This is a genomic window from Nonomuraea mesophila, assembly GCF_004352805.1.
In the GTDB taxonomy this organism is placed as follows: Bacteria; Actinomycetota; Actinomycetes; order Streptosporangiales; family Streptosporangiaceae; genus Nonomuraea; species Nonomuraea longispora.
The window spans coordinates 1-25,242 of the sequence record NZ_SMLD01000136.1 but is presented as its reverse complement, the minus strand read 5'-3'; the positions used below and the strand labels follow the sequence as shown (position 1 = coordinate 25,242).

The window sequence follows — 25,242 nt, the reverse complement described above, 5'->3', positions numbered from 1 at the left end:
GCCCCACCCGTCGACCGGACTCCCAGCCCGGCCACACCCCTCAACCAGGCTCACAACCCGGCTACGGGCCTCAACCAAGCTCCCAGCCCGGTTACGGGCCCCAGCCCGGCTCACAACCCGGCTACCGGCCTCAAGCCGATCCACAGCCCGGCTATGGGTCGCCGCCGCAGTTCGGGCATCCGTCACCCGACTACGATCAGCCCTCCGGCTTCGGCCAACCCCCACCGTACGGGCAACCGCCGCCCGGTCCGTACGGACAGCCGCCGCACCACGGCGGGCCCGGGCCGTACGGACAGCACCCCCAGTACGGCGCGCAACACCTGTACGGGCCTCAGGGCGAGCAGCCGCCATTCCCGCCCCGCATCGACCCGAAGGCCGTGACGCCGCCCCTGTGGTGGCTGGGAGCCGTCTGGGGTGTGGCGGCCGTGTGCCTGATCGCCGCCGCCGTCCTGCTGGCCGGCGTCGGGGCCGGCGCGTCCGGCCTGGCGCCGACCCGAACGTTCGCGTCGGGCGAAAGCGTCACGGTGCCGGTCGACCCCGCCGACCGGCCCGCCGTCTACATCGCCAGCGACAGAGCGGTCAACTACGCGTGCGAGATCTCCGGCGGCCCAGGACCGGCGAGGCTGGCCAAGACCGCGGACGCCCCCGAGGTCACGGAGGGCGGGACGGTCTGGCAGCAGTTCCTCGTCATCAACGCGCCCGCCAAGGGCGACTACCGGCTCACGTGCGTCAACCGGGAGCGGGCCCCCGTCCGGTACGGCGTCGGCAGGGACGCGGCCTCCGCCGCCGGCGGTACGGCCACCCCGTTGCTGATGGGGGGCGCCGGGCTGCTCGCCGGGGTCATCGGCACGGCCGTCGTCCTGGCAGGCAGGGCGGCGTCGCGCAAGCGCCTTGCGGTCGGCGGGTGATTTGCTACCGTCCCCGTGTGTACGAGGGCGATGTACTGGCGGGGAATTGGCGTCGGCCGGGCAAGGGCAAGATCCCGAAAGTGCCCGCCGAGCCGGAGCTCGTCGTGGAGGACGCCGACAGCGGCTTCTGCGGCGCGGTCGTGGCCTGTGACAAGGAGGCCGTCACACTCGAGGACCGGTTCGGCAAGCGCCGGCTGTTCCCGCTCGCGCCCGCCGCGTTCCTGCTGGAAGGCAAACCCGTGACACTCGTACGCCCTGCGGCGGCCCCCGCGGGCCCCACGCGCAGCGCGTCGGGCTCGATCGCCGTCCAGGGGCTGCGGGCCAGGGTGGCCAGGCAGAGCCGGATCTACGTGGAGGGCGTGCACGACGCCGCCCTCGTGGAGAAGATCTGGGGCCACGACCTGCGGGTCGAAGGGGTGGTGGTCGAATACCTGGAGGGCGTGGACCACCTTCCCGCCATCGTGGAGGAGTTCGGCCCCGAGCCGGGCCGCCGTCTCGGTGTGCTGGTCGACCATCTCGTCCCGGGCTCCAAGGAGAGCCGGATCGCCGCCGAGATCACCTCGCCCGACGTGCTCGTCGTGGGGCACCCGTACGTCGACATCTGGCAGGCCGTCAAACCATCCGTACTGCGCATTCCCGGCTGGCCCGACGTGCCGCGCGGAGTGCCGTGGAAGGAAGGCGTGATCGCGGCCCTGGGCTGGCGCATGGAGCCCGCCCAGGCATGGCGGCGCATCCTCGGCGCCGTGTCCACCTACACCGACCTGGAGCCGGAACTGCTCGGCCGGGTCGAAGAACTGATCGACTTCGTTACGGAGACACCGTGAGCCAGGATCCCCAGCCGCCTCCCGACGACGATCGCACCCGCAGGGTGTCGGCGTCGGACCTACAGCCGGACCACAGCTCCGGCCCTCAGTCCCCCGGCCACCACCCTGGCTACGGCGGTCAACCGGCTTCCCAGCCCGGCTACGGCCCGCAACCCGGCTCCCAGCCCGCCTACGGCGAACAGCCCTACGGACACATGCCGGACTCGCAACCCGGCTACGGAGCCCAACCGGGTTACGGCGGACAACCGGGTTACGGCGGGCAGCCGGGTTACGGTGAGCAGCCCGGCTACGGCGGACAACCGGGCTACGGTGAGCAGCCCGGCTACGGAGGTGACTCCGGATACGGGGGCCAGCCCGGTTACGGTGGCCAGCCCGGTTACCCGCCCCAGCCCGGTCAGGGGTACGGCGCTCCCCCGCCTGGTTACGGCGCCCGGCCCGGCCACGGCTACCCCGGCGCACCCGGCGCCCCTCAGGAACCGTACGTCCCGGGCCGTTTCGGTCCCCGCCCGGGCACCGACGACACGTCGATGGCCATGATCGCGCACCTTCTGGGCCTGCTGGCGTCGTGGATCGGCCCCCTGGTCATCTACCTCATGAAGAAGGACGAGTCGCCCTACGTACGCGACCAGGCGGCCGAGGCGCTCAACTTCCAGATCACGATGTTCATCGGCTACCTCATCTCGAGCATCCTGATGATCGTCTTCGTCGGCGTCCTGCTGCTGCCGGTGGTCTGGATCGTGTCGTTGATCTTCCACATCCAGGCGGCCATGGCCACGAACAAGGGGCAGATGTACCGCTATCCGATCGCCATCCGCATGATCACCTAGACGAGCAGGTCCCGGACGAGGGCATCGGCGAGCAGCCGTCCCTGGAGCGTGAGCACCATCCGCCCCGACCGGAACGCCGCCGGTTCGAGCAGCCCGCGCGCCAGCGCGCTCGCCACGGTGGGACGCGCGGCGGGTGCGACGTCGGCGAGCGGGTAGCCGGAGGCCAGCCGCAGCTCCAGCATCAGGCGTTCGGCCTCGCGATCGCCTGTGTCCAGCACCTCGCGGGCGTGCGCGGGCGAGACGCCCCCGGCCAGCCGCTGGGCGTAGGCGGCCGGGTGTTTGACGTTCCACCAGCGGGTGCCGCCGACGTGGCTGTGCGCGCCGGGGCCGGCGGCCCACCAGTCGCCGCCGGTCCAGTAGAGCAGGTTGTGCCGGCAGCGCGCCGCGTCGGAGCCGGCCCAGTTGGACACCTCGTACCAGCGCAGACCTGCCTGCGACAACATCTCGTCGGCGATCAGGTAGCGGTCGGCGGCCACGTCGTCGTCGGGCATGGGCAGCTCGCCCCGCCGGATCCTGGCCGCGAGCCTGGTGCCCTCCTCGACGATCAGGGAGTAGGCCGACACGTGGTCGGGCCCGGCCTCGATCGCCGCGGCCAGGGTGGCCCGCCAGTCGTCGTCGGACTCGCCGGGCGTGCTGTAGATCAGGTCGAGGTTGACGTGCTCGAACCCGGCCGCCCTCGCCTCGCGTACGGCCTCGGCCGCGCGCCCCGGTGTGTGCCCGCGTTCCAGCACCCGCAGTACGTGCTCGCGTGCGCTCTGCATGCCGAAGCTGACCCGGTTGAACCCGCCGTGGCGGAGTTTGTCGAGGTAGGAGGGGTTGACGGACTCCGGGTTGGCCTCGGTCGTCACCTCGGCCCCCGGCCGCAACCCGAACTCCGAGCCGATCGCGCCCAGGATCCTGGCCAGGTCTTCCGGAGGCAGCAGAGTGGGTGTGCCCCCGCCGAAGAACACCGTCTCGACCGGCAGCTCCGCCTGGCCGAGCACGCGGCGCGCGAGCCGGATCTCCGCGACGACCGTGTCGGCGTAGTCGCGGCGGGAGGCGCCGGGGCCGAGTTCGGCGGCGGTGTAGGTGTTGAAGTCGCAGTAGCCGCAGCGGGTCACGCAGAACGGCACGTGCACGTAGAAGCCGAACGGACGCTCGCCGAGCCCGCTCAGGGCTCCGGCGGGCAGCTCGCCCGTGGCGGGCGCGGGATCGCCGTCAGGCAGGGTGGATGGCACGCCTTCCAGTCTGCCCGCATCCGCGGAGTGCTCCGGCTTCGGATGGCGACATCATCCGGATTGTGGCAACATCTCGACCATGCCACAGAGAGCAGGAGCACCGACCGTACGCGCCCGGCAGGCGCGCCCAAGGCCGCGGAGGACCACACCATGACCCCGCCCCACCGCACCAGGATGCTGGTGCTCCACGCCCTGCGCTGCGCCGGTCATGCCGGGCTCCCCCGGGTGAGCGCGGTCACCGGCCTGGACGAGTCCGAGGCCGAGTCCGAGCTGATCGATCTCGCGGTCGCCGGTCTCGTCACGCATTCGGCCGACGGGTTCAACGTGTGGGGCCTGACGGACGCCGGCCGGACCGCGGACGCCAAGTGGACAGCGGACGAGCTCGAAGCGGATGGCGCACGCCCCGCCGTCGCCGCCGCCTACGAGCGCTTCCTCGCGCTCAACACGGAACTGCTCGATCTCTGTACGGCCTGGCAGCTGAGGCCACTCGACGGCGTCATGACCGTCAACGACCACGGCGACCCGGCGTACGACCATCGTGTCCTCGACCGGTTCGCCGACTTCGACCGCAGAGCCGCGATCGTCTGCGCCGAGCTGGCCGCGGCGCTGCCGCGCTTCGGCCGCTACCGGACCCGCCTGGCCGAGGCCCTCGACCGTGCGCACGCGGGCGAGCTCGATTACGTGGCCGACCACATCTCGTCGTCGTACCACATCGTGTGGGCCCAGTTGCACGAAGACCTGCTCGCGACGCTGGGGATCCCCCGATGAGGTGGATCCGGACGCTCTCCGCGCGGGCCGAGGAGGGCGCGCAGACCCTGGGGGCCAAGGCGCACGGCCTGGTGACGCTGCACCGGCTGGGGTTGCCGGTGCCCGCCGGGTTCGTCGTCACCGTCGAGGCATGCCGGGAGTTCCTGCGTACGGGCCGCCTTCCCGGCGGCCTCGACGAGGAGCTCGCGATCGCCATGGCCGGCCTGGAGGCCGCCACCGGGCGCAGGTTCGGCGGAAGCCGGGGGCCGCTGACCGTGTCGGTACGCTCCGGGGCGAGCGTGTCGATGCCCGGCATGATGAACACCGTCCTGAACCTCGGCCTCACGCCCGAGGCCGAGGCGGGCCTGGCGGCCGAGACCGGCGACCCGGAGTTCGCCGCGGACGCGCGGCTGCGGTTCCTGTCGAGCTTCGCGTCCGCGATCACGCCGGACGTGACCGCGGGCTCCGGCGCCGCAGCGGGGCCGCGGAGCGTTGACGCCGGGAAACCCGCCGGGCGACCCGGCGGCCGCACGGTCCCGGACGACGCCTCCGGGCAGCTTGGACGGGCGATCGAGGCCGTCTTCTCGTCGTGGGACACACCGCGCGCACGGACGTACCGCGACCTGCACGGCATCCCGCACGACCTCGGCACGGCCGTGATCGTGCAGGCGATGGTGTACGGCAACCGCGACGACCACAGCGGCACCGGCGTCGCCTTCAGCCGTGACCCCAACACCGGGGAGAACGTCCCGTTCGGCGACGTCATGTTCGGGCACCAGGGCGAGGACGTCGTCTCGGGCCGAGCGGCACCCCGGCCCCTGCACGAACTCGCCGGTCGGGAACCGGCCGTGTGGACCGCCCTGACGGAGGCGCTGAGCCGCGTCGGAGCCGGCTACCGCGACGCGTGCTACGTCGAGTTCACCTTCGAGTCCGGCGCGTTGTGGCTGTTGCAGGCGCGGCCCGCCCGTCTCGCCGGGGCCGCCGCCGTACGCGTCGCGACCGACCTCGCCGACGAGCGCGTGATCACCCGGAACGAAGCGCTGCTGCGGGTCTCGCCGCGCCATCTCCGGCACGTACGCACGCCCCGCATCGCGGCACCCGCGCGGGCCGACATCCTGGCCCGCGGGCTCGGGGCCTGTCCGGGGGTCGCGGCCGGCAGGGTGGCGACCACGACGGAGGCCGCGGTGCGCATGGCCGCCGACGGCCCTGTCGTCCTGGTGCGCCCGGAGACGTCCCCGCACGACATGCGCGGCCTGGCCGCCGCCGCGGGCATCGTCACGGCGCGCGGCGGGCCGGCCAGCCACGCCGCGGTCGTCGCACGGTCGATGGGCAAACCCGCCGTGGTCGGCGTCACCGGCCTCGTCGTCGAGGCCGCCTCACTGACCGCCGATGGCCGTACCGTCAGCGAGGGCACCCTTGTCACCATCGACGGGACCAGCGGCGAGGTCGTCCTCGGCACCCCCGCCGTCTCCACCAGCACGGCCGACGCCTGCCTGCGGCGGCTGCTGGCCTGGGCGGACGACGTGTCGGGCGACCATTCCGAGCGCGAGGAGGCCCACCGCCTCAGCGCCGCCCACGCCGCCCTCGGCCGCGACAAGACGTACTGACCACAGGGGGTCAGGTGCGAGCCGACCCGGCAACGGGACTCGGACGCCTGCGCCGACCCGCTGCGCCGGAAGAAACGTCCGCACCCGACCCACCTGCCAGGACGCCCGCACCCGACCCACCACGCCAGGACGGACCTCCGCACCGCACCCGACCCTGCCGCGACGGACGCCCACGCCCCGCCCCACCGTGCCAGGACGGACCTCCTCACCCGACGCGTGCGCACCACCTCCCCGGCCTCCACGAAGCTCACGGCCGGACTCCCGGCCCGAATCCCGTCCAGCGGAGGTCGGCCGGGAGGTGACCCATGTCGTTGTAGAGCAGCACCGCCGGCGCCGCGCCGTCGTCATAGTCGATCGCGGTCAGCGCCGTGTTGCCGCAGCCCAGCCCCAGCCACCGTGCCGGCGGCGCGTCGAGGGCGTGCCGCACCAGCCAGCCGACCTGGTGGGCGTGGGTGACCAGGACCTCATGGCGCTCGGTCCGCGCGGGACGCGCGAAGCGGCCGATCAGGTCAGCCGCGCGTCGTGCGCCGTCGGCCGCCTCGTCCGGGTCGTACCCTTCGAAGAAGGCCGCCCACTCCGGCGGGATCTCGTCGGGCACATGCGGCACGTGGTCGATCAGCTCGGCCGCCTCCCGCACAGGGACCCCTGGCAGGCGCTCGCCGATGAGCTCCACCGAGCGCGCCGCCCGGGGCAGCGGCGAGTGCCACACCGCGTCGACCGGCAAGCGGGCGAGGCGATCGGCCACCAGTTCCGACTGTCGCTGCCCCACGTCGGTCAGCCTGCCGAAGGGGTCGGCCGCGCCGTGCCGCACCACATACACATGCCGCGTCGCCACCACCACACCACCAATGGTCTGAACATCCCAATGTTCACACCATCTCATGATCCCGCGGACGCGCCAGGGTCGAGCTGCGACTCCCCGTCGAACCCCGCCAGCTGTAACAACGTCTCCAGTGCCGCCTGCCTGGCCTCCTCGACCGAGTCACCGCGCTCCCCGAAACACTCGGCGGCCACGTCGAGCACCGCCGTCAACACGGCCGCGTCGGGATAGGGCACGTCGACGAGGACCGTGCCGTCGCCCCCCTCCTCCTCCGGCGAGGCCAGGTGGTGGCGCAGCAGCCTGCGGGTCTCCTCCGCCACAGCCACCCCCAGCACCGCAGCACGCTCGAACCGCTCAGAAGCGATCACGTCACCCTCCTATCGCACAGGTGTTCGGCTACTGAAGGTAGAGGGCGCCACCGACAGAATCCCTTGCGCCCACGGCGATCCCGCTCCGCACGCCCGCACCGCTCCGGTCCGCACGCCCGCACCGCACCGCTCGGCACGCGCGCACGTTGGTTATGCTCGAACGGTGCACGAGCCGATCATCGAAACAGCCGGGCTCGGGGTCGATCGGGGCGCCAATCCCGTGCTGCGGGACGTACGACTGACCGTGTCACCAGGCGAGATCGTGGCGGTGATCGGGCCCAACGGGTGCGGGAAGTCGACGCTGCTCCGCTGCCTGGCCGGCCTCCAGCCCGCCACGTCGGGCGAGGTCCGGGTGTTCGGGGAGCCGCCCGCCGACGACGCCCGCTTCTGGAGCCGGGTCGCGCTGCTGGGCGACGAGCCGGCCTGGTATCCGGGGCTCACCGCGCGCGAGCACCTTGAGCTGATGGGCACGGTGTACACCGCTCCCCGCATGACGCCCGACGCGGCGCTCGACGTGTTCGCCCTGGTGGAGCGGGCCGACGCGGTCCCGCTGAACCTGTCCACCGGCCAGCGCCAGCGCCTGTGCCTGGCCGCCACGCTGCTCAGGCCGAGCACGCTGCTCCTGCTGGACGAGCCGGAACGCGGGCTCGACGCCGCCTTCCGTTCCCGCCTGGCCACGCTCCTCGGCGACTACACGGCCGAGGGCGGCACCGTCGTCATGGCCACCCACGACGAGGTTCTGGCCGCGCACGCCCGCCAGGTCTCCCCGTCGGGCGTCACCGCATGACGGGCTCGCACCCGCCCATGGCGTCCGGAGTGGGGCAGGTACGCGCCTACCTGCGCTCGCGCGGCCGCGCCCCCGTCAGCCTCGCCGACCGGTACGTCACCGTGTTCTGCCTCGCGATGCTGACCGCCGTGGCCGGTCACCCCGTTTCCACCATGATCGGCGACCTGGCCGGGCCGGCCGATCCCGCGCGTACGGGCGCGGGCGTGGCGCTGGTGGCGCTGGCTCTGACGGGTTTCCTGTCCGTCGCCAGGGCAGCGGGCCCGGTGCTGCTGCCCGCTCCCGACGCGACCTGGCTGCTGCTCACCCCGCTGAACCGGCGAGATCTGCTCGGCCGCACCGCCCGGGCGCTCCTCGTGGTGGCGGTCGTGGCCGGCCTCGTGCTGGGGCTGGGCGCGCTGGCGGTACTGGGCGCTCCTGACCAGCTCGTGTGGCGGCTGCTCGCCGCGCTGGCGCTCGGTGTCTCGGCGACCGTGGGCGGGATGGCGCTGGCGTTGCTCGGCCAGGCGTCCCAGTCGTGGCAGGTCTGGCTGACCGTCGCGATCGCCGGGCTGGTCGTGCTGGCCGTGCTGGCCATGAGCGGGCAGTTGCGTACGGTGCTGGCGGTCGCGGCGGCCGCGCCGCTGTCCGCGGTCACGGCCGTCACCGCGGGCGGCGCCGTGCTCTCCGCCCTGCTCGCACGTCTGGCGTGGGCGGCGCTCGGCCGGATCCCCGCCCGCGCCCTGGTCAGCGCCTCCACCCGCGCGGGCCACGTGAGCAGCGCGGCCACGACGCTCGATCCGGGCGCGCTCACCTGGATCGCCGAGGACAACCACTGGCGCACCAGGACGCTCACCTCGCGCCGCTGGCCGTCGATGCCCGCGCCGTTCGCCCTGGCCTGGCACGACTGGCTCCGCCTGGCCCGCAGGCCCCGGCGGCTCGCGGGCATGGCGGCGACGGCCGCGCTGCCGGCCGTGCTGGCCCAGGCGGGCCTCGCCCCCGCGGTGTCGTGGGCCGCCGTGCTGGCGGGAGCGCTGGCCGCGGCCTGCACCGGCGTGTCCGGGGCGCGCAGGGACAACGACAACCCGGTCATGGCACGGCTGATGGGAGTGGGCAGGCGCCCGGCACTGGCGGCCAGGGCCGTGCTTCCCGTGCTGCTGAGCGGCGTCTGGGCGGTCCTGGCCGTGACCGTGCTGACGCTGACCGGGCCGGCGCTGGGCGGCTGGTTCGCGGCGCAGGCCGCCGCAGGAGGGGCATGGTGGCTGCTCGGGCCGCTGGCCGCTCCGGCGCTCGCCGCCGGCGCGCTGCGGATGGCCAGGCGCAGCCCCATCGACCATTCCATGCCGGTCCTCGACACCCCGGGCGGCGCGATCCCCACCGGGCCGCTGATCTGGGCGGCCACGGGCGTGGACCTGGCCGTGGCCGGGTGCCTGCCGGCCCTGTCGGCGCCGCTGATCCCCCCGGGCGTCCTCGGCGCCGTCGTGGCGGCCCAGGGCGTGGCCGGCGTGCTGGTCCTGCTGGGTTACGTGCTGCGCGCCGGCAGGGCAGGCTGACCGGCGCTCAGGCGACGTAGACGTCGCTGGGCACGCCACCGTACGGAATCGTGCGGTCCTTGTGCATGCCCGCCTTCTCCGCCACCTTCCGCGACGGCTCGTTGACCTCGCGGATCACGGCCACGACCGGACCGTCCAGCGCCTTCCCCACCCGCAGCGCCGCCCTGGCCAGTTCCAGCGCGTATCCCTGCCCCCACGCCGACGGCCGGAAGCGGTAGTACAGGTTGAACACCTCTTGCCGGTCGACGACCGCCCGGCGCAGGCCGCCGAAGCCGAGCACGTGCGACTGGCCGGCGCGGCGCGCGGCCCAGTAGCCGAGCCCCCGCTCCTCCCAGTCGGCCAGCCACAGGTCCAGCATGGCGCGGCTGGACTCCAGGTCGGTCACGGGACCGCCGGGGTGGTAGACGCTCGTACGCGGATCCGAGTGGATCTCGTGCACGGCGTCGAGATCGTCGGCGGTGACCCGGGAAAGGACCATTCGCGCCGTCCGTACCACTTCCATGCTTTTAGACTAGTCTGTACGATCGCTAGGCAATAGATGCCGATCGATGGGCGATGTCATGGACGTACCGAAGCTCCAGTCCTCGTTGCGGCTCATCGCGCGCGGGCTGGAGGAGCTCGCCGCCGCGCTGGGCGAACCGGAATCGAGCGAGGACGAACGTACGGCGCGCGTCATCGAGGAGTGGGGGCGGCGCGGGCTCACCCAGAAGGAGGCGTCGGCGCTGTTCCAGCGGCACGGGTTCGCCCCGCAGACGACCGGCGGGTGGGCACGCGGCGACTGGGTGGAGATCGGCGACGACGGCCTGCGCTATCTCACCGCCCGCTCGCACGCCTGGCTGGAGGAGCGCTCATGACCTTCTCCGTGCGCATCGCCGTGCGCGGCTACGAGCTCGACGGGCAGGGCCACGTCAACAACGCGGTCTATTTCCAGTACGGGGACCACGCCCGCTGGGAGTGCCTGCGCGCGGCGGGCATCTCGGTCGACGACCTGTGGGACCACGGCATCGGCCCCGTGACCCTGGAGAACACGATCCGCTACCACCGCGAGCTGCGCGCCGGCGACGAGGTGGACGTCACCTGCGTGTTCGAGTGGGGCGAGGGCAAGACGTTCCGGGTCAGGCAGGAGTTCAGAAAGCCGGACGGGGAACTGGCGGCGGAGATGACCGGCGTCGGCGGGCTCATGGACCTGCGGGTTCGCCGCCTGCTGGACGACCCGAAGGCCCGCTGGCGCACGCTCGCGCGCACGCCCGCGGTGCTCGGGTTGTAGGGCTACTTCTTGGCCTTGTCGCCGGCGCTGGAGTCGGTCGACAACGCGGCGACGAAGGCCTCCTGCGGCACCTCGACGCGGCCGACCATCTTCATGCGCTTCTTGCCTTCCTTCTGCTTCTCCAGCAGCTTGCGCTTACGGGAGATGTCGCCGCCGTAGCACTTGGCCAGGACGTCCTTGCGGATGGCGCGGATGTTCTCGCGGGCGATCACCCTGGCTCCGATGGCGGCCTGGATGGGCACCTCGAACTGCTGCCTCGGGATCAGCTCGCGCAGCTTCTTCGCCATGTCGACGCCGTAGGAGTAGGCCTTCTCCTTGTGCACGATCGCGCTGAAGGCGTCGACCGGCTCGCCCTGCAGCAGGATGTCGACCTTGACCAGGTCGGACTCCTGCTCGCCGGCCGGCTCGTAGTCGAGCGAGGCGTAGCCGCGGGTGCGCGACTTCAGCTGGTCGAAGAAGTCGAAGATGATCTCACCCAGCGGCAGCGTGTAGCGGATCTCGACCCGGTCCTCCGACAGGTAGTCCATGCCTTGCAGCTGACCGCGCCGGCCCTGGCAGATCTCCATGATCGCGCCGATGAACTCGGCCGGAGCGAGGAGCGTGGACTTGGTGACCGGCTCGAAGATCTGCGCGATCTTGCCTCCGGTGGGGAACTCCGACGGGTTGGTGACCGTGAGCTCCTTGCCGTCCTCCATGACCACGCGGTAGACCACGTTGGGCGCGGTGGAGATCAGCGACAGCCCGAACTCGCGCTCCAGGCGCTCGCGGACGATCTCCATGTGCAGCAGCCCGAGGAACCCGACGCGGAAGCCGAAGCCGAGCGCGGCCGACGTCTCCGGCTCGTAGACCAGCGCGGCGTCGTTGAGCTGCAGCTTGTCGAGCGCCTCGCGCAGCTCGGGATATTGGTCGCCGTCGATCGGGTAGAGCCCGGAGAACACCATCGGCTTGGGGTGCTCGTAGCCGGCCAGCATCTCGAGCGCGGGCTTGGCCGCGGCCGTGACCGTGTCGCCGACGCGCGACTGACGCACGTCCTTCACGCCCGTGATGAGGTAGCCCACCTCGCCGACGCCCAGCCCGAGCTCGGCGACCTTGGGCTCGGGCGAGATGACGCCGATCTCCAGCGTCTCGTGGGTGGCCATGGTGGACATCATGAGGATGCGCTCGCGCTTGCCCAGGTGGCCGTCCATGACCCGGACGTAGGTGACGACGCCGCGGTAGGTGTCGTAGACCGAGTCGAAGATCAGCGCGCGGGCGGCCGCGTCGGCGTCGCCGACCGGCGCGGGAACGGTCTGGACCACGTGATCGAGCAGGTCGCGCACGCCCTCGCCCGTCTTGCCCGACACCTTGAGCACGTCGGACGGGTCGCAGCCGATCAGGCCCGCCAGCTCCTCGGCGAACTTCTCCGGCTGGGCCGCCGGCAGGTCGATCTTGTTGAGGACGGGGATGATGTGCAGGTCGGCGTTCATGGCCAGATAGAGGTTGGCCAGCGTCTGCGCCTCGATGCCCTGGGCCGCGTCGACCAGCAGGATCGCGCCCTCGCACGCCTGCAGCGACCGGGACACCTCGTAGGTGAAGTCGACGTGCCCCGGGGTGTCGATCATGTTGAGCACGTGGCCGTCCCAGGGGAGCCGCACGGCCTGCGACTTGATCGTGATGCCGCGCTCGCGCTCGATGTCCATCCTGTCGAGATATTGAGCGCGCATGGTTCGGTCATCGACCACGCCGGTCATCTGGAGCATCCGGTCGGCAAGGGTCGACTTGCCATGGTCGATGTGCGCGATGATGCAGAAGTTGCGGATCAACGCGGGGTCGGTCTGGCCAGGCTGAGTGCGCACCGAAGTCCGTTTCGACAGGGTTGAGTCAAGCAGTCTTTCATGGTGACATGCCCGGATGAATGCCCGGACCGTCATCCGCCGCGGCCTGCGCTTGCTCGCGCTTGCCACGGCCATCGCGGTGGCGCTGGTCGGCCTCCTCGCCGCCGCGCTCCGCCTTCAGTTTACCGGTGCCCCGGCGGCGTGGGCGAAGAGCACGGGTAATGACGCCCTGTGGCTCGGCCACGCGTGGGTCGACGGCCGCCGCACCGAGCGCGACGTCGAGCGTCTCGCCGTACGGCTGCGCGCCACGGGGATCAAGGACGTGTACGTCCACTCGGGCCCTTTCGAGCTGGATGGACGATTAGATCCCGCTAAATACCCCAACGCCCGAAATTTCCTGGAATGGATGGGTGAACACCTTCCCGAGGTCCGCATCTCCGCCTGGCTCGGGCAGGCCGTCGACGACGCCCTCGACCTCGACGACCCCGCGTCCCGCCGGAACGTGCTGGCCGGCGTCGCCGCCATCATGAAGGAGGGCTACGACGGCATCCACTACAACTTCGAGCCCATCGGCGACGGCGACACCGAGTTCCTGCAGCTCCTGGAGGAGACCCGCCGGCACACGCGGCTGCTGTCCACCGCCAGCCCGCAGATCGAGCCCTACCCCGGCATGCGCCTGACGGCGAGGGCGGCGCTCGGCCACGACAAATACTGGTCGCAGGGCTACTTCACACAGGTCGTGAACAGAGTCGACCAGGTCGCGATCATGACGTACGACTCGGGTCACCCGCTGCAGACGCTCTACGGCGGCCACGTGAGCAGGCAGGCGGAACTGGCCCTCGACCTGGTGCCCGCCGAGAAGTCGTTGTTCGTCGGCGCCCCCGCCTACCACGACCACGGCCTGCCCTGGCTCGACCACGCCGAGAGCGTCGAGATGGCCGCCGAGGGCGCCGGACTGGCCCTGTCGGAGCACGGCCGCCGCGAACGGTTCGGGCTCGCCCTCTACGTCGACTTCGCCGCCACGGAGGACGACTGGCGGGAGTACATGACGCACTGGATGGCCTGAGCTCCCGTACACTGATGGGCGGACCCATTTTCCCAGGCCCTTGATTTGAGCAGCCGCCTGGGTTATTGGTAATCTGTTCAACTGCGTGTGGCGCGCCCTCTCATCGAGCCCGCGCGCCCCATCCATCACTGACTTTCACCGAGGCTTCTTCGTGGCGAACATCAAGTCCCAGATCAAGCGCAACAAGCAGAACGAGAAGGCTCGCCTGCGCAACAAGGCGGTCAAGTCGTCGCTGAAGACGGCCGTCCGCAGGTTCCGCGAGGCCGCCGAGCAGGGCGACGTCGAGCAGGCCGTCACGCTGCAGCGGGTCGCCGCCCGCCAGCTCGACAAGGCCGTCAGCAAGGGCGTCATCCACAAGAACCAGGCCGCCAACCGCAAGTCCGCGATCGCCAAGCAGGCCGCGGCGCTGGCCGCCAAGTAACGCATCGCACGGACGCCGCGTCTCCCTGGGGGGCGCGGCGTTTTTGTTTCGTCCGATTTCTGTCACGATTTCGATATCACACCGGCGTCGCCACCCCGTATCGGCTCCGTCACGTTACGAAGATCACCTTGCCCTCGGTCGCGCGCCTGCCCGAAAGTGCAGCTAGTCGGGCAGAAGAGGGGGGGCACATGCGGGGGCCGTTGGTCGTCAAACGGGCGTTCAGCGAGCCGTTGCTCCTCCTGGCCGCGTTCGGCTCGATCCTGCTGGCCACCACCACGCTGGTCGCGCTGACGATGTACGCCTCCTCCATCGCCGAGGCGGGCGTGCGCAGGACGATGGAGACGGCGTCGTTCGAGCAGACGGCCGCCACCATCAGCGCGCCCGTGACAGCCGAGACGTTCCCGGCCTTCGACCGGTCCGTACGCGCCGAGCTCGACCGGGCCTACACCCGGCCCCCCACCCTCACCACCAGCTTCCGCTCCGACTCCTACGTGATGCCCGGCCAGGAGGACAACGAGCGGCCCGAACTGCTGCGGTTCGGCAGCTACGACGGCATCGACCGGCACGCCAGGCTCATCTCCGGCGCCTGGCCGCGCGACAGCGGCGACCAGGTGGAGGCCGCGATCTCGTTGTCGGCCTCCTCGGCCACCGGCTTCGAGACGGGCGACGAGTTCACCACGCGAGGCCGCCTCGACCCGCGCCCGGTCAAGGTCCGCGTCGTCGGCGTCTTCCAGCTCAACGACCCCTCCGGCGCGCGCTGGGCCGGCGAGCAGCTGCTCGCCAGGGGCGTGGACCGCGGCGACTTCACCACGTACGGGCCGCTGATGGTGGCGCGGGAGACGTTCATCGCCCGCTTCGCCAGCAACGTCAACGCCACCTGGACCGCCGTCCCCGACCTGCGCGCGCTGACTCCCGAGCAGCTCCGCCCGACGGCCATCGCGCTCGGCCAGGTCGGCGAGCGGCTGAAGGCGGACGGCTGCGAGCGGTGCACGGTCACCGGCCACCTGCCCGCGATGCTCACCCAGCTCGACACCGCGTCCCTGGTGGCACGCTCCACGATGCTGATCCCGGTGCTGCAGCTGCTGCTGCTGGCCGCGTACGCGCTGATGCTGACCGCGCGGCTGCTCGCCGACCACCGGCGCATGGAGGTGGCACTGCTGCGCTCGCGCGGCGCGGGCACGACGCGGCTGGCGGCCCTGGCCGGGGGTGAGGCGCTGCTGGTGGCGGTGCCGTGCGCGATCATCGCGCCGTTCCTGGGCCCGCCGCTGCTCGCCCTGGTCAACACGCTGCCGTGGATCAGGTCCTCGGGGGTGCGGCTGTCGCCCGTGGCCGACCTGGGCACGTACCTGGTGTCGTTCGGGGTGGCGCTGGCCTCGGCGGTGCTGCTGATGTTGCCGGCGCTGGCGGGCGCGCGGCGTACGTACGTGGAGGAGCAGTCGGCGCGCGGACGCGCCGGCGGGCGCGGCCTGATCGAGCGGGCGGGCGCCGACGTGGCGCTGCTGGTCGTGGCCGGGCTGGCGATCTGGCAGCTCCAGCACTACGGCGCGCCGGTCACCGCGACGGCGGCGGGCGGGCTCGGCATCGACCCGCTGATCATCTCCGGGCCGGCCCTGGCCCTGCTCACGGGCGGCATGCTGGGGCTTCGGCTGGTGCCGCGCATCTCGAAGCTGGCCGAGCGGCTGACCTCCCGGCGGCCCACGCTCGCCCCCGCGCTCGGGGCCTGGCAGGTGGCCAGGAGGCCGCTCAGGTACGCGGGCCCGGCGCTGCTGCTGACCATGGCGATCGCCATCGGCATCGTCTCGATGGCCACCGCGTCCACCTGGCGTACGTCACAGCTCGACCAGGCACGCCACCAAGCCGGGGCCGACCTGCGCCTGTCCGGTCCCGCGGACGGGCCGGAACTGGGCTCGCTGGGGCGCGGCACGGCGTTCACCGCGCTGCCCGGCGTGACGGCGGCCTCCCCCGGCTTCCGCGGGCAGACCGAGGTGGGCGGCGAAAGCGCGCTGCTCATCGGCCTTGAGGCGGGCAAGCTCGGTGAGGTGTTCCACCTGCGGCCCGACCTGTCAGCGCAGCCGGTCGAGGACATGTCACGCGAGCTGGTGGGGACGCACGCGGACAAACTTGACCTTCCCGGCCGGCCCTCGACGCTCACCCTCCGCGCGAACACGGACGTCGCGCTTCCCCTCCGGCTGGTGCTGTCCGACGGGCTCGGCGTCTGGCGCGACGTGCCGCTCGGCGTGCTCAAACCCGGGGACAACCGCATGGAGGTGAACCTCAAGGCGCTGGCCGGGCAGAGCGGGAAGATCACGTACCCGGTGGCGCTGCGCGGCCTCGTCGCCGGCGTCACCGAGAGCACCGCGAAACTGACGCTGACCGGCCTGAGCGCCGACGGACGCGACCTCGCGACGCCGCAGGTCACGATGGAGGCGGACGACTCGCGGCCGGCCGTGGCCACGTTCGGGACGCATCAGGAGGCGCCGCTGCCCGTCGTGCTCACGTCCGACCTGGCCGCCTCGCTCAAGCTGGGCGTCGGCCAGATCGGGCGGGCCAGCATCGACCGCAGGGTCCTGCAGATCAAGGTGGTGGCCGTCGTCCGGACGATGCCGACGGGCACGGCCGGACAACCGGCGGTGCTCGCCGACTGGGAGACGCTGCAGACGAGCGACCTGGGCGCGGCGCGGCTGCCCCGGCCGGCGACCGAGTGGTGGCTGGCGGCCGACGACACCACGGCCGCGACGCGAATGCTCAAGAGCCGGCCGGAATGGGACGTCACCCCGCTCGACCAGGGCGCGCTGGCTGCCCAGCTCCAGGACGACCCGCTGGCCAGCGGGCTGCAGGGAGCGCTGATCCTGGGGTTCCTGGCGGCGCTGGTGTTCGCGGTGCTCGGATTCCTGGTCAACGCGGCGGTCGCGGCGCGTGAGCGGATGGCCGAGTTCGGGATCCTGCGGGCGCTCGGGGTGAGCTCCAGGCAGGTGTTCGGGATGCTGGCGGTCGAGCAGGCGTTCGTCATCGGCCTGTCCCTGGCGGCGGGCACCGTACTCGCCGTGGCCGTCGGCACCCTGGTCGTGCCGCACATCGTCCTGACCGGGCAGGCCTCGGCCGTCACTCCCGGGGTGCTGCTCGACATCCCGTGGGCCGCCACCCTCGCGATGCTGGCGCTCGTCGCGGCGGTGCTGCTCGCCATCGTGGCCGCTCTGGCCCGCAACCTACGCAGGCAGGGGCTCGTCCTCCGGGAGGAACAGTGAGGATCCCGCTGCTCGCACGGGTGCACCTCGGCACGGTGGCCGTGCTGTCCGTGCTGACGATCGGCGCCTGCCTGCTGATCGCGGGCCTGCCCAGGGGGATGCAGGCCTCGTTCGACCAGGCGCTGCAGCGCTCGCTCGACACCGCGTCCGCCCAGCAGGCCGACCTCACCGTGACCATGTCGTCGGACTCGCAGGCCGATGATCTGCACCAACGCGTCCAGTTCGACGACCGCGACCGCCAGTGGCGCGACCTGCTGCCCCCGAAGCTGCGCCCGCTCGTCACGCCCGCGGGCGCCGGCTCCAGCCACGCGAGCGCCAAGACCAGCCTCACGCCGGTCACCGGCACCAGCGGCACCCGGTACATCAACCTCGGCTGGCTGTCCGACGCCGACCGGCGCGTCACCTGGGTCCAGGGGCGGTCACCCGGGGCGCCGGGCACGACGCGGTACGACGGCGAGAGGATCCCCGTGTTCGAGGTCGGGGTCGCGGCCGAGGCCCTGCGCGAGATGGACCTGCGGGTGGGCGAGACGAAAACCCTCGGCGAGAACGCCTACGTCGCCGTGAAGATCGTCGGCGCTTTCGAGGCCAAGGAGCCCGGCGACCGCTACTGGGACCACAACCCCGACATCCTGCACGTCACGAAGATCCAGCCGCCGGGCTCTCTGGACTTCGAGAAGCACATCACGTCGCTGATGTCCGACGACGGCCTGACCGCGCTCAGCGGCGAAGGACGCCACCTGTCCTACAACTGGGTCCTGCCCGTCGATCCCGCGGCGGCGAACGCGCTGGACGTCCCCGGCCTCACCGCCGCCGTCGCCGACCTCGACCGCCTGCTCGGGGTGCAGGCGCGCGGCACCGCAAGCCCTTACCGCCTGATCACCGGGCTGCCCAAGCTGCTCGGCGACTTCCGCGCCGCGCTGACCACCGCCGAGACCGTGATGTACCTCGTGCTCGGCGGCCTCCTCGCGGTCGCGCTCGGCGTCCTCGTCCTGGGCGTGCAGCTGCTGGCCGACCGGATGGAGCACACGCTCACGCTGACCCGCGCCCGCGGCGGCTCGCTGCGCCAGGTCGCGGGTACGGGCGCGGCGCTGACCGGGCTCGCGGTGGCACCCGCCGCGCTGGCCGGGTACGCGCTGTCGTACCTCGTGCCCGGCCCCGTGCTGCCGATCGTCCACCTCGGGCCGGTGATCGTGGTCCTCGTGACCGTCGGCTACGCCGCCGCACGGCTCGCCGTGACCTACCGCACGCCGCTGCACGAACGCCGCGACGACGTCGCCACCGCCCGGCCCACCGCCAAGCGGATCACGCTGGAGGTGCTGGTCATCGTGCTGGCCCTGGCCGGGGCCTACCTGCTGCGGGCCCGCGGGCTGGACGCCTCGGCGGGCCAGGACCCGTTCCTGCTGCTCGTGCCGGTCGCGCTGACCGGCGCGGCGGCGCTGATCACGTTGCGCTGCTACCCCTACCCGCTGCGCCTGCTCGTACGGCTGGCCGCGCGCGGCCGGGCGGCCGTGCCGTTCCTCGGCCTGACCAGGGCGGCCAGGGCACGTTCCGCCAGTGTGCTGCCGGTGCTGATCCTGCTGCCCGCGCTGGGCGTGTCGGTGTTCGCGGCGGTGATCTCCGACGGGATCTCCGGCACGCAGGTCCAGGCGTCCTGGCAGCAGGTAGGCGCGCCGATCAGGATGACGTCGAACATCGAGATCCCGGCCGAGGCCATCGCGAAGGTGCGCGCCGCCCGCGGCGTGGAGCAGGTGGTGACCGCGCAGACCGCCCGCGTGCAGGTCGGCTACGGCGCGGAGCGGGCCGAGGCCATCGCCGTGGACGTGGCGCGGTGGCGGCAGCTCATGGGCGGGGCCCCCTTCGACCTGCCCGACCTGAGTAGCGGCGCGCTCGTGTCGCCCGAGCTGCGCGGGCGGGGCACGTTCGAGATCGGCTGGCAGTCGCGGCTGAAGCTGGCCACGCGCGGCGTGATCGAGTCGGTGCCCGGCTTCTACACCGAGGGCAAGTTCCTCGTCGTGCCCATCGACGTGCTGACCCGTCCGGCGGTGAACACCCTGCTCATCAAGGGTGACGCCTCCGTCGGCGAGCTGAAGCGGCTGGTCCCCTCGGCCACCGTGGTGTCGCAGCGGGGCACGCTGCGGGCCATCCAGGACGACCCGCTGACCAGCACCGTGCGCTGGACCATGGTCGTCGTGACGGTCGCGCTGGCCGCGTACGCGCTGGCCGCCGTCGTGCTGGCGCTGGTGATCGGGGCGGCCGACCGGGCCAGGGCGGTGTCGTTCATGCGTACGCTCGGGCTGTCGGAGCGGCAGGCGCAGCGGCTGACCGTACTGGAGATCCTGCCCATGATCCTCGTGACCGCGACGGCCGGGCTCGGCCTGGGTCTCGGCCTGCCCGCCGCGCTCGGGCCCGGCGTCGACCTGTCCTCCTACGCGGGCGACCTGCCCGTCGCCGGCTACTCGCCCGACCTGGTCCTGCCGGGCACGCTCGCGGCCGGGCTGGCCGCCATCGCCGTGCTCGGCGCCTACGCCCACACCGCCGTCAGCCGCAGGCGCAGAATCGGCGCCGTCCTTCGAGTGGGGGACCTCACATGACCCTACGGCTGCCCCGCAGGCCCGGCCGCCAGGAGGCATCTCCTCGCTCACCGGGAGGAAGGAGACACCGATGAACCCCACCCTGTCCGACCTCGAAGCGAAGGCCACGCGGCAGAAGGCCGCCTTCGGCGGCGACGCGCACATCGTGTGCGACAACCTCGTACGCATCTACAAGACCGAAGGGGTCGAGGTCGTCGCGCTGCAGGGCCTTGACCTGGTGATCGACCAGGGCGAGCTGGTGGCCATCGTGGGCGCGTCGGGCTCGGGCAAGTCGACGCTGCTCAACGTGCTGTCCGGGCTCGACGTGCCGACCGCGGGCGTGGCCAGGGTAGCGGGCACGGACCTGCTGTCGATGACCGCCCGCGACCGGCTGCGCTACCGCCGTTCCGTGGTCGGCTTCGTCTGGCAGCAGACGGCCCGCAACCTGCTGCCGTACCTCACCGCCAAGGAGAACGTCGAACTGCCGATGAAGCTGGCCGGCGGCCGGCGGGAGCGGCGGGAACGGGCCGGCGAGCTGCTGGAGCTGCTCGGCGTCGGCTACTGCGCGAACCGGAGAACCCCCGAAATGTCGGGCGGCGAACAGCAGCGGGTGGCCATCGCCGTCGCCCTCGCCAACTCCCCGCAGCTCGTCCTCGCCGACGAGCCGACGGGTGAGCTGGACAGCGAGACGTCGGAGCTGGTGTTCGACTCGCTGCGCAAGGCCAACAGGGAACTCGGGGTGACCGTCGTGGTCGTCACCCACGACCCGCTGGTGTCCGAACAGGTCGACCGGACGGTGGGCATCCGCGACGGCCGTACCAGCAGCGAGACGCTGCGGCGCGAGGACGCCGAAGGGCAGATCATCGCCGAGGAGTACGCCGTGCTCGACCGGGTGGGACGCCTGCAACTCCCCCGCGACTTCATGAACGCCCTCGAGATGGAACGCCGGGTGCGTCTCGAACTCGAGTCCGACCACATCGGCGTGTGGCCCGCCCGAGAGGAGCCGTCAGGTGAGTGAGTCGCCCTTGGTCGTGGTCGAAGGGGTGCGCAAGGTCTACCGGACCGGGCCCAAGGAGGTCGAGGCGCTGCGCGACGTGTCGTTCTCCATTCTCCCCGGCGAACTCGTCGCCATCCGCGGGCGGTCGGGATCGGGCAAGACGACGCTGCTCAACCAGATCGGCGGCCTGGACAAACCGGACGCCGGGCGGGTGGTCGTGGACGGACACGAGGTCACCGCCATGTCCGACGAGCAGCTGCTGACCCTGCGCAGGGACGTCGTGGGGTTCGTGTTCCAGTCGTTCGGGCTGATCCCCGTACTGTCGGCCGCCGAGAACGTCGGAGTGCCGATGCGGCTCGTACGCATGCGGGTGAAGGAACGCGAGGAGCGCATCCGGATGCTGCTGGCGCTCGTAGGGCTGGAGCAGCACGTCAACCAGCGGCCGTACGAACTGTCGGGAGGCCAGCGGCAGCGGGTGGCGATCGCCCGCTCCCTGGCCAACCGGCCGCGCCTGCTGGTCGCCGACGAGCCGACCGGGCAACTCGACTCGCAGACGGGACGGCAGATCATGGAGCTGCTCCGGGCACTCGTACGGAGTGAGGGGGTCACGGCCCTGGTCGCCACCCACGACCCGAGCCTGATGACGCTGGCCGACCGGGTGCTGGAGATCAGCGACGGCGTCGTCCGCGAGGAAGCCCTGACCTGACGCCCTTCACCCCCCAACGACGTCTCCTCTCCCCCGCCTGCTCGATCAATGCGGGGTGGGGCAGTCGCACGAATCCCGGTAATACGGCGCCATCAGTTCGAGGCGGTCCGCGTATGCGGGCCGGCCGAGATCCCGGTACGCTCGCGCCCACAACGGCTTGAGGTCGGCGAAGTAGCAACCCGGTCCGTTGACGAAGGTGTCCTTCAGGCCGAGCAACGCGGTCGCCGGACATCCGGCATCGAGCCAGGCTGCGGCGGCGATGAGCTCCGGTTCGAGCCGTGGGCGCTCGGCGACCACCGGCCTCCGGTCGGCGTACGCGTCGGCTGGGGCGAGCACGCCGATGCCGTCCGCTCCGGTCTCGTGCCGCCACCCCTCGGGAACATCGAACACGATGTCGAACGCGGTGTCCGCCCAGACGGCCGTGCCCTTCCACCTCGAACCGGGAAACACGCCGTCCGGGTCCGGGTGCACACCGAGCTCGGCGGCCAGCCGGTCAGCGAGTCTCCGCTTCCTGGCATGCGCGTCGATGCGCCACCGGTTCTGGGCGAGCCACACGTCCGGGTCGCGCCACGCCGGAGGCTCGGGGACAGGATCCTCGCGCCACCGCCGAAGCGCCCACGACAACATGAACTCCAGACCGGTACGGGTGTCCGCGCCGATCAGGGTCACGCCATGCTCATGACCGCCGGCCAGTGCGACCGGATGGTCACCGCGTCGTAGTTCCGGCGCGGGTACGAGCCAGCCGACGTCGCCGCCGTCGCCGAGGGAGCCGAAGGACACGAACTCCGGAGTGGCGAAATGCGGGACCGGCGGCTCCCCATGGCCGGTGAGATCCGGGTCGGCGGTGCAGCCCTCGGGCGGACGGGGAACCGTGGCCAGGTCGAACATGAAGTCGTGGTGAGATATCAGCAGGGCCGGGTCATAGCTGTCGTTCTCCCGGTAGAACGCGTACGCGGCCTGCCAGGCCATGTCGATCAGCGTGCGGAGCGCAGGCGGAGTGGGGAACGGGAAGAGGTCGTCAACCCACGGCGGCGGTGTCGAGCCGGTCATGGCACCAGAGACCGGTGACCGGCGCGCGATACGATCATCGTCCCGTGCGGTTGGCGACGATCATCTGCACGGTGTGTTCGAGGGCGTAAGCCGGGTCGGCGCCGCCTCCCTTGACCTGTTCGTCCGCCTCGGCCACCGCCTGGATGGCCTTCGACAATCCGTCGGGACCCCACCCGTTCAGCTGACGCTTCACCCGGTCGGCCTTCCACGGCGGCATCCCCACATGACTCGCCAGCTGACCACCCCGCAGGCTGCGCGGCGCGCTCGAGACCTTGGCCAGCGACCGCAGCCCACCTGCCAGCGCGCTGACCAGGAGCACGGGGGCGACGCCGGTGCCGAGCGCCCACCGCAGTTGTTCCAGTGCCTCGGCCAGCCGCCCTTCGATCGCGGAGTCGGCCACGTTGAAGCCGGTGACCTCGGCCCGGCCCTTGTGATAGCGCGCCACGGCGGACGCGTTGATCGTCTTGCCCTCGGTGTCGAACACCAGCTGGCTGCAGGCGGCCGCCAGCTCCCGCAGATCATTTCCCACGGCGTCGAGCAGCGCTGTGGCGGCGTCACCGGAAATGCTCCGCCCCGCCCGCTTGAACTCCCCTTTGATGAACTCCAGCCGCTCCCCCGCTTTGGTCACCTTGCCGATGGTGATCACTTGGGCCTTGGCCTTTTTCACCCCGTCGACCAGCGCCTTGCCCTTGACCCCTCCCGGATGCGCCAGCACCATCACGGTGTCGTCGGAGGGTTGTTTGGCATAGGCCACGACCTCGGCGATGACGTCTTTCGGCAGATCCTGCGCCGACCGGATCACGATGACCGAGCGGCCGCCGAACAACGACGGGGACGTCAGCTGCGTCAGCTCGCCCACCGACACCTTGCCGCCCAGGAGGTCATGCACCTCGGACTCGGGATCAGCGGCCCGCGCCGCCGCGACGACCCCGCTCACCGCCCGCTCGGCCAGCAACTCCTCATCGCCGACAACCAAGGTCACAAGCGCTGGATCGGTTCCCGCCATAGGGGGAAGCATGCCAGACCCCACCGACAACCCGGTACTCGCCGCAACAACGCAGGAGGCCCCCGCAGGACGACCCAGGCACGCCCGGCGCTGAAGACGTGGGCGAACGACAGGACGCGGTGGGCAACGGCCGGCACCGGCGCTGAAGGCGTGGGCGAACTTGAGCGCCGGGACGGTGTGCTCGTCGGTGTGGGCGTTCAGCGTGCGGGCCCGCGTGAGAGCACGGCCAAGCCCCCTTCCCTCTCCACCACGGCGAGGTCCCCTGAGCGGTCGGTCCGGTGGATGGCGGCTCCGAGCCCGCGCAACAGCGCGAGCGTGGAAGGGGCCGGATGGCCGTAGTCGTTGTCCTTCCCCACGCTGATCAGCGCCGCTCGAGCGCCCACGGCTCGGAGGAAGGCGGGTGACTGCCGGTTGGATCCGTGGTGCGGGGTCTTCAGGATGTCGGCCCGTATCTGGGAGTGGCGTAACAACTCCTCCTGGGCCTCGGTCTCCAGATCGCCGCTGAGCAGCACGGAACCCGAGCGCCAGCGCACGTGGAGCACCACGCTGGAGTTGTTGATCGCGCTGCCCTCGCCCTGGCCGTGTGCCTCTCCGTTGGCCGGGTCGGGGGCGAGTACGGTCACCTCGGACGGGCCGAACGTCCAGCGCGTGCCCGGCGCGATCGTCCATTCCGGTATCCGGCGCCCCTCCAGCGTGCCGGAGACACGCGCGGAGGCTCGCGCCAGTGCCCGCTGCGGGCTGACGACCACCGCGCCGACCCTGCGGTCGCGCAGCACGCCGGCCAGGCCCCCCACGTGGTCGGCATGCGGATGGGTGAGTACGAGCAGCGGAACGTCGTCGACGCCGAGGCCCCGCAGGCACCGGTCCATCGCGACCGGGTCGGGCCCTGTGTCCACCACGACCCCTCGTCCTGGCCCTGCCGCGACGACGATCCCGTCACCCTGACCCACGTCGCACATCACCATCAGCCAGCCCTTCGGCGGCCAGGGCATCGCGATCGGCCGGATCACCAGCACCGCCACCAGAGCCGCACCGGCCGCCGTCAGCACGATCGCCCGCCAGGCGCGCCGCCGCAGGATCAGCGTCCCGGCCGCCACTGCGAGCGCGAGCAACGCCAGCCCGGGAAGGCCGCCCGGCCACGGGACGGTGGCGTACGGCAGCCCCACCGACCATCGGGCGACCGTGATGATCCATCCGACCGCGTAACCAGCCGGGACCACCAGGAACCGGGCGCCGTCCAGCCACACCGGGGCCACCAGAGCGGCCCCGAAGCCCAGCAGGGTGGCGGGAGCGACCGCCGGAGCCACGAGGAGGTTGGCGATGAGAGCGACAGGGGTGAGCTGTCCCGACATCAACACCAGGACCGGTGTCACCGCCACCTGCGCCGCCGCCGGCACGGCGATGGCCTCGGCGAGCCAGCGCGGCAACCGCGGCCGTGACCGGCGCTCCGCCCCCCGCCTCCCGGC

At 72.0% G+C, this 25,242-nt stretch carries 23 protein-coding genes; 15 read left to right on the top strand and 8 right to left on the bottom strand.

Annotated elements, in window-relative coordinates; all coding sequences use genetic code 11:
* The 3 genes from E1295_RS51340 to E1295_RS52015 form a co-directional block, all read left to right on the top strand.
* Positions 1-908 (top strand): hypothetical protein (locus E1295_RS51340; protein ID WP_246080748.1); only part of this gene is annotated, 908 nt, incomplete at its 5' end.
* 17 nt (positions 909-925) lie between these two features.
* On the top strand, positions 926-1,732 hold the full coding sequence (locus tag E1295_RS35705; protein ID WP_132637591.1) for a DUF3097 domain-containing protein: 807 nt from the start codon (positions 926-928) through the stop codon (positions 1,730-1,732).
* Positions 1,729-2,559 (top strand): DUF4870 domain-containing protein, encoded by an 831-nt coding sequence (locus tag E1295_RS52015; RefSeq protein WP_281284791.1) that lies wholly within the window; start codon positions 1,729-1,731, stop codon positions 2,557-2,559. The genes E1295_RS35705 and E1295_RS52015 overlap by 4 nt, the downstream gene beginning before the upstream one ends.
* Here E1295_RS52015 and hemW read toward each other — a convergent pair.
* Positions 2,556-3,776, bottom strand: a complete 1,221-nt coding sequence (gene hemW, locus E1295_RS35695) for a radical SAM family heme chaperone HemW (protein ID WP_132637589.1) — start codon at positions 3,774-3,776, stop codon at positions 2,556-2,558. The two genes, E1295_RS52015 and hemW, sit on opposite strands and share 4 nt — an antisense overlap.
* 150 nt (positions 3,777-3,926) lie before the next feature.
* Here hemW and E1295_RS35690 point away from each other — a divergent pair, with 150 nt between their 5' ends.
* Both E1295_RS35690 and E1295_RS35685 read left to right on the top strand, forming a co-directional pair.
* Positions 3,927-4,544 carry a transcriptional regulator gene (locus tag E1295_RS35690; RefSeq protein WP_132637587.1) on the top strand — a complete coding sequence of 206 codons (618 nt, stop codon included), beginning with the start codon at positions 3,927-3,929 and terminating at the stop codon, positions 4,542-4,544.
* Positions 4,541-6,130 (top strand): pyruvate, phosphate dikinase, encoded by a 1,590-nt coding sequence (locus E1295_RS35685; RefSeq protein WP_132637585.1) that lies wholly within the window; start codon positions 4,541-4,543, stop codon positions 6,128-6,130. The genes E1295_RS35690 and E1295_RS35685 overlap by 4 nt, the downstream gene beginning before the upstream one ends.
* A gap of 247 nt (positions 6,131-6,377) precedes the next feature.
* Here the strand turns inward: E1295_RS35685 and E1295_RS35680 are convergent, their stop codons facing one another.
* Positions 6,378-6,965: a histidine phosphatase family protein gene (locus E1295_RS35680; RefSeq protein ID WP_132637583.1), complete on the bottom strand. Its 588-nt coding sequence runs from the start codon at positions 6,963-6,965 to the stop codon at positions 6,378-6,380.
* A gap of 44 nt (positions 6,966-7,009) precedes the next feature.
* Complete coding sequence (locus E1295_RS49210) at positions 7,010-7,318, bottom strand: hypothetical protein (protein ID WP_166427572.1); 309 nt, start codon at positions 7,316-7,318, stop codon at positions 7,010-7,012.
* Between the two features lie 163 nt (positions 7,319-7,481).
* Here E1295_RS49210 and ccmA point away from each other — a divergent pair, with 163 nt between their 5' ends.
* Complete coding sequence (gene ccmA / locus E1295_RS35670; RefSeq protein ID WP_132637581.1) at positions 7,482-8,105, top strand: heme ABC exporter ATP-binding protein CcmA; 624 nt, start codon at positions 7,482-7,484, stop codon at positions 8,103-8,105.
* Entirely contained in the window at positions 8,102-9,634 is a 1,533-nt protein-coding gene (locus E1295_RS35665; protein ID WP_132637579.1) for a DUF6297 family protein, read from the top strand. Before ccmA ends, E1295_RS35665 begins: the two co-directional genes overlap by 4 nt.
* Before the next feature lie 7 nt (positions 9,635-9,641).
* Here the strand turns inward: E1295_RS35665 and E1295_RS35660 are convergent, their stop codons facing one another.
* On the bottom strand, positions 9,642-10,136 hold the full coding sequence (locus E1295_RS35660; protein ID WP_246080746.1) for a GNAT family N-acetyltransferase: 495 nt from the start codon (positions 10,134-10,136) through the stop codon (positions 9,642-9,644).
* A gap of 46 nt (positions 10,137-10,182) precedes the next feature.
* Between E1295_RS35660 and E1295_RS35655 the strand changes: the two genes are divergently transcribed.
* Positions 10,183-10,488 (top strand): hypothetical protein, encoded by a 306-nt coding sequence (locus E1295_RS35655; protein ID WP_132637577.1) that lies wholly within the window; start codon positions 10,183-10,185, stop codon positions 10,486-10,488.
* Positions 10,485-10,901, top strand: a complete 417-nt coding sequence (locus E1295_RS35650; RefSeq protein ID WP_132637575.1) for an acyl-CoA thioesterase — start codon at positions 10,485-10,487, stop codon at positions 10,899-10,901. Before E1295_RS35655 ends, E1295_RS35650 begins: the two co-directional genes overlap by 4 nt.
* 2 nt (positions 10,902-10,903) lie before the next feature.
* On the opposite strand, the gene lepA is transcribed toward E1295_RS35650, so the two are convergent.
* A complete protein-coding gene (lepA, locus tag E1295_RS35645) occupies positions 10,904-12,736 on the bottom strand; it encodes a translation elongation factor 4 (protein ID WP_132637573.1) in 1,833 nt (610 codons plus the stop codon).
* 55 nt (positions 12,737-12,791) lie between these two features.
* On the opposite strand from lepA, the gene E1295_RS35640 reads away from it, so the two are divergent.
* From E1295_RS35640 to E1295_RS35615, 6 genes are all read left to right on the top strand, one after another.
* Complete coding sequence (locus E1295_RS35640) at positions 12,792-13,781, top strand: glycoside hydrolase family 18 protein (protein ID WP_132637571.1); 990 nt, start codon at positions 12,792-12,794, stop codon at positions 13,779-13,781.
* Between the two features lie 151 nt (positions 13,782-13,932).
* Positions 13,933-14,202 (top strand): 30S ribosomal protein S20, encoded by a 270-nt coding sequence (gene rpsT, locus E1295_RS35635; protein WP_132339270.1) that lies wholly within the window; start codon positions 13,933-13,935, stop codon positions 14,200-14,202.
* A gap of 188 nt (positions 14,203-14,390) precedes the next feature.
* Positions 14,391-17,447, top strand: a complete 3,057-nt coding sequence (locus E1295_RS35630) for an ABC transporter permease (RefSeq protein ID WP_132637569.1) — start codon at positions 14,391-14,393, stop codon at positions 17,445-17,447.
* Positions 17,444-20,038 carry an FtsX-like permease family protein gene (locus E1295_RS35625; RefSeq protein ID WP_132637567.1) on the top strand — a complete coding sequence of 865 codons (2,595 nt, stop codon included), beginning with the start codon at positions 17,444-17,446 and terminating at the stop codon, positions 20,036-20,038. Before E1295_RS35630 ends, E1295_RS35625 begins: the two co-directional genes overlap by 4 nt.
* 70 nt (positions 20,039-20,108) lie before the next feature.
* A complete protein-coding gene (locus E1295_RS35620; RefSeq protein WP_132637565.1) occupies positions 20,109-21,035 on the top strand; it encodes an ABC transporter ATP-binding protein in 927 nt (308 codons plus the stop codon).
* Positions 21,028-21,720, top strand: coding sequence for an ABC transporter ATP-binding protein (locus tag E1295_RS35615; protein WP_166427571.1), 693 nt, complete (start codon positions 21,028-21,030; stop codon positions 21,718-21,720). The genes E1295_RS35620 and E1295_RS35615 overlap by 8 nt, the downstream gene beginning before the upstream one ends.
* Positions 21,721-21,765: 45 nt before the next feature.
* Here E1295_RS35615 and E1295_RS35610 read toward each other — a convergent pair whose 3' ends face one another.
* The 3 genes from E1295_RS35610 to E1295_RS35600 form a co-directional block, all read right to left on the bottom strand.
* Positions 21,766-22,770: a hypothetical protein gene (locus E1295_RS35610; protein ID WP_132637563.1), complete on the bottom strand. Its 1,005-nt coding sequence runs from the start codon at positions 22,768-22,770 to the stop codon at positions 21,766-21,768.
* Between the two features lie 34 nt (positions 22,771-22,804).
* Positions 22,805-23,788: a DNA polymerase III subunit delta gene (gene holA, locus E1295_RS35605; RefSeq protein WP_181958097.1), complete on the bottom strand. Its 984-nt coding sequence runs from the start codon at positions 23,786-23,788 to the stop codon at positions 22,805-22,807.
* 185 nt (positions 23,789-23,973) lie between these two features.
* Positions 23,974-25,242: ComEC/Rec2 family competence protein (locus E1295_RS35600; protein ID WP_132637559.1), on the bottom strand; the 1,269-nt coding region annotated here is incomplete at its 5' end.